General features: G+C 59.7%; 2 protein-coding genes. One reads left to right on the forward strand and one right to left on the reverse strand.

Annotation, left to right across the window (positions count from 1 at the left end):
- Positions 1 to 151 precede the first annotated feature (151 nt).
- Positions 152 to 922 carry an IclR family transcriptional regulator gene (locus AC07FD_RS37780; RefSeq protein ID WP_478353959.1) on the reverse strand — a complete coding sequence of 257 codons (771 nt, stop codon included), beginning with the start codon at positions 920 to 922 and terminating at the stop codon, positions 152 to 154.
- 175 nt (positions 923 to 1,097) lie between these two features.
- On the opposite strand from AC07FD_RS37780, the gene AC07FD_RS37785 reads away from it, so the two are divergent.
- Entirely contained in the window at positions 1,098 to 4,823 is a 3,726-nt protein-coding gene (locus AC07FD_RS37785; protein ID WP_478353960.1) for a hydantoinase B/oxoprolinase family protein, read from the forward strand.
- Positions 4,824 to 4,981: the final 158 nt, after the last annotated feature.

The following is a 4,981-nucleotide window of genomic DNA, read 5'->3' on the forward strand; positions in this document are numbered from 1 at the left end:
ACTTGGCCGCTCGCCTACGCCAGTTCGATTAATGATCCGCGCACCAAAGCTAAGCTGATGGTCAATCTGATCCTCGACGGCACTCCGTACAGGAGGCGCGTCGTGCATGAGAAGATCAGGTCGCATCGCGTCGCGATGGACGCACGGCAATCTAATCGCGTTCCAACGTTGTGAGCATCGCAGCGAGGCGTCTTGCACTGGCCTTCATAGTGTTGATCCAATGTTCGACCGGGTGCTTCTGCAGCCTTGTGACCGGACCGGTTACGCCGATGGCGTAAAGAACACCGACCGGTTTCATATGCACAGGACAGGCGTAGGCCATAATGTTCTCGTCGATCTCACGGAAGCAGAGTGCGTAGCCCGTGCGCCGGATTTCCTCGAATTCTGTTAAGACGACGCCGAGATCCGTATTGGTATACGGGGTGAAGTTTTCGAGCGGCTCACGCAGGTGCTGCCGAACCACTTCGGGTTCTTGATAGGCAAGGATGGCCTTCGCGGAAGCCGCAGCATGCGCTGGCAGATGCTCTCCCGGCAGCACATGCAGGCGGTGTCCCTGGTCCGGGGCCGAGCGCGCTATCGAGAGAACATGCTCGTGATTAAGCCGAACCACATAAGTGGTCTCGCAGAAAAGGGCAGCAAGATCATCGACTACGAGTTGTGCATAGGCGCTGGCCTTGTTCTGGTTGAGTCCGAGATGAAGCATGCGCCACATGCGGGGTCCAACCCGGAAAGTCTTGTTCCAGGCATCGTCGCTAATGAGGATGCCGAGGTCGACCAACGACCGCACTAAACGGTACGCCGTCGGCTTGGGCAGGTTCGTGAGTTGGGAAATGTCGGTGAGCGTCAATCCGTTCTGTGACGCGGCCAAGGTTTCGACGATCCGAAAATAGCGCTCGATCGGTCCAGAACCATTTGCTGACACAGCCTTTCCTCCATGACTTCTTGGGGCTGAACTGCCTTCTCGCTCTTGGGTCCGGCAGCGACAAGTGTTGCATCATCCTTCGCGGGCACCGCTTGACAAGATCGGCTGTCCATTGTTCAATATCGATTATTGAGATAATATTCCGAAAAGTGAAACTTTGCAAGGCGAGGGTTGGATGACCATAAGCGTGGGTGTGGATGTCGGTGGAACGTTCACGGATTTCCTGATGCTTGATTCCGCCACAAACACATTCACCACCGCAAAAGTGCCCACAACGGTTGACGACCGCGCGCGCGGCTTTATGCAGGGAGTCGGCGAACTGGGCATCACTCCGGAGGGAATCGACTGGCTGGTGCACGGCACTACGGCCGGAACCAACGCTGTTCTGGAGCGCAAGGGGGCACTGACCGGGCTGATTACTACGGCCGGCTTTCGCGATGTGCTCGAGCTGGGACGGCGCACCCGTCCCAACGCATACGGTCTGTCAGGAAATTTTGTTCCGCTGATCGAGCGTCGGTACCGTCTCGAAGTGAGCGAACGGATGGACGCACAGGGCCGTGTCGTCGCGCCCCTTGATGCTGAAGCGGTACGTGCCGCCGTGCGGGAACTAGTAGAGGCCGGCGTGGAATCGCTGGTCGTCCATTTCCTCCATTCCTACGTTAATCCACAGCACGAAATCGAAGCCGTCCGCATAGCGCGAAAGATGTGGCCGAACCAACATGTCATCGCCGGGCATGAGATCATCCGCGAGACGCGCGAGTTCGAGCGCGGCAGCACCGCAGCGATCCATGCCGCGATCAGTCCGATCGTCAGCCGCTACATCACCAGCGTCGCTGCTCAACTCAAGGAAAAAGGCTTTCGCAATGAACTGCTGATCATGAAGGCCAACGGCGGCATGATGTCGTCGGCCCTGATCGCCGACCACGCCGCACACACGGTGATGTCCGGACCGGCCGGCGGTGTTCTCGCCTCAGCCGAGATCGCCAAGGCGGCCGGCTTCGACAACATCATTACCGGCGACATGGGCGGCACCAGCTTCGACGTCGCTCTCATCGTAAACGGCGTGCCCGTCATCACTGCCGAAAAGGATCTCGCGTACGGCGTCCCGATGCGGATTCCGGTGATCGACATGCATACGGTCGGGGCTGGCGGCGGCAGCCTGGCCCGTATCGACAAGGCCGGCATGCTACGTGTCGGACCGGAAAGCGCCGGCTCGTTCCCCGGTCCGATCGGCTATAATCGCGGCGGCGAGCAGGTCACCATCACCGATGCAAACTTCCTGCTCGGGCGGCTAAACCCTGATGCAGTCACGGGATCGAATCTGCCCGCGCCGCTCGAACGTATCAAGGAGGCGATGCAAGCCCAAATCGGCAACGCTCTGGGGCTCGATCCGATCGCAGCGGCATCGGCCATCATCGAAGTTGCAATCGCCGAAATGGCCGGCGCGATTCGCCTCATCTCTATCGAGAAGGGGCATGATCCGCGCGATTTTGCATTAATGCCATTTGGCGGAGCCGGCCCGCTTCACGCCATTGCGATCGCCCGCGAGCTCGGGATCCCGCGTATCCTCGTACCGCGTTTCCCAGGGCTGACCTCAGCACTGGGTTGCATTCTTGCCGACGTGCGTCATGACTTCGTCCAGACCATCAATCTCCCGCTGGCAAGCATCGATCAGGATGCCATCACGACCATCATGGTGGACCAGGCTGCCGCCGGGCGTGCGCTGCTGGCACAGGAAAAGGTGGAAGTGGAGACCATTGAGGTTGCGTATGAATTTGACCTTCTGTTCAAAGGGCAGTCGCATGTTCTACGCGTGCCCCTGGATGCCGACAGCTTCGATGCCGATGCCGTACTCAGACGTTTCATGAGTGCCTATCGCGAGCGCTTCGATCTCGAGCTTCCCGAGATGGTCCCGGTCCTCGTCAATGTGCGTACCACGGTGACTGGACGCCGCAACAAGATTGATCTCGCCATATTCCGTCCGGCCGAGGGCGGCTTACTAAACGCCTCTACCGGTGCACGCAGAGTCTGCTTTGCCGGCCAATGGATGAAGGCGCAGGTTTACGCGCGCGATCGCCTGCCGCTCGGAGCCATCATTGAGGGCCCCGCCATTGTTGAGCAGGCAGATTCAACACTGGTCCTCGATCCTGGCACATCGTCGCGCATCGACGAGTTCGGCAACATCGTGGTTACCATCCAAGACAGCGCGGCCGGAAATTTGAAGGGGATCAAAATGCTGCATCAGGAAAAGAAGCCGGACGCGTCCAAAGGAGTGGATCCGGTGACGCTGACCGTTATCGAAAAGGGGCTGCAGCAGGTCTGCTCGGAAATGGACCTCGTCCAGGAAAAGACCTCTTTCTCTCCGGTTATCTCCGAATCCTTTGACCGCTCGAACGGCATCTATGGCCTGGGTGATGGCCGGATGATTGCGCAGGGCGAGCTCGGTCTTCCGATATTCCTCGGGGTCATGCAGGAGACTACACGTTGCGTGATCGTCGCGCGCGACGATATGGAAGAAGGTGACGTCGTGCTCGTCAACGACCCCTATCTCGGCGGCACTCACCTTATGGACGTCAAGATGGTGCGGCCATTCTACTACCGAGGCAAACTGTGGTGTTATCTCGCCAACACGGGCCATTGGCCGGATACCGGCGGTATGGTGCCCGGCGGCTTTAACAGCACCGCCACCGAGATTCATCAGGAGGGCCTTCGCATCCCGCCTGTCAAGTTGGTGAGGCGTGGCCGGATGGAGGACGACATCGTCAACATGGTGCTCGCAAACATTCGCGTTGCGGACGAGCGCATCGGCGACATCAAGGCGCAGATTGCCGCTTTGACGAGTGGCGCGCGCCGGTTGACGGCACTACTCGACCGCTATGGGCAAAATATTGTGGAGGCGGCGATCGCCGAACTCGAGAAACGCTCAGAGCGGATGATGCGCGCCCATATCGAGACCATCCCGGACGGGACCTACGAGGCGAGCGCCTTCGTGGACAGTGACGGCGTGGTCAATGAACCGTTAGAGATCCACCTCTCGGTCAAGGTCAAAGGCAGCGGCATCGAATTCGACTTCTCAAAGTCAAGTCCGCCTTGCCAGGGACCGCTAAATTCGGTGTGGGCGACGACACTGTCGGCAGTTTATGTCGCGCTGAAGCACATCTTCCCAGATGTGCCGATGAACGCGGGCTGTTTCGAGCCGATCACGGTCCACAAGCCGGTGGGCACATTTATCTACGCTGAGTACCCTCGGCCGGTGGCCGGATGCGCGGCCGAGGTCTCGCAGCGCGTGATTGAGTCTGTGTTCCTGGCGCTGTCGCAGGCAATTCCGGACCGGCTCTTCGCCGCGCCGGCTGGCACAAGCGGCAATCTCAGTCTGGGGGGGCACGACCCCGAGACCGGCGAAAACTACATCATGTACAACTTCTCTGGCGGTGGATATGGCGGCTGGTGGAATGGCGACGGATTGAGCAACGGCTGCTCGACGATCGGCATCTCGAAGAGTCAGCCCATCGAGATCCTGGAGCAGCGCTACCCGATCCTGTTCGACACCTATTCGCTGAGAGAAGCGTCGGGCGGCGCCGGTCGTTTTCGCGGCGGCTTCGGTGTCAGCTATCGGCTTCGCCTCTTGCGCGGCCGAGGAAAGGCTTCATTCCTGATGGAGCATGGTCGTTTTGGCCCGCCCGGGATCCTCGGCGGTGAAGCGGGAGCACCCAATCGCATCTCAATCGGCCGTGGTGGATCGGTCGTGGAGCCAGAGCACGTCTCGAAAGGCGACAATTACGGGCTCAGTGCCGGCGACTGGATCGAGGTCCATACTCCCGGTGGAGGCGGCTACGGCCCAGCCGACGACCGTGATGCCTCGTTAGTGGAACGAGACCGCCTGCAGTCCTACTACACCTAATGCGAGTCTCTCGTGCGGATGCGATGCAGTGAGCCATGCGGGCCACGTAATCCTTCCCGAATGGCGTCGTTAGCGACGTGTCGAGTAGAGGTCTAGAGGTAGCGTCGCCTTAACATTTTAGGCGGACTTTACGGGCATGAGCCCGCACCCGCCCACCG

The organism is Mesorhizobium waitakense (assembly GCF_056431085.1).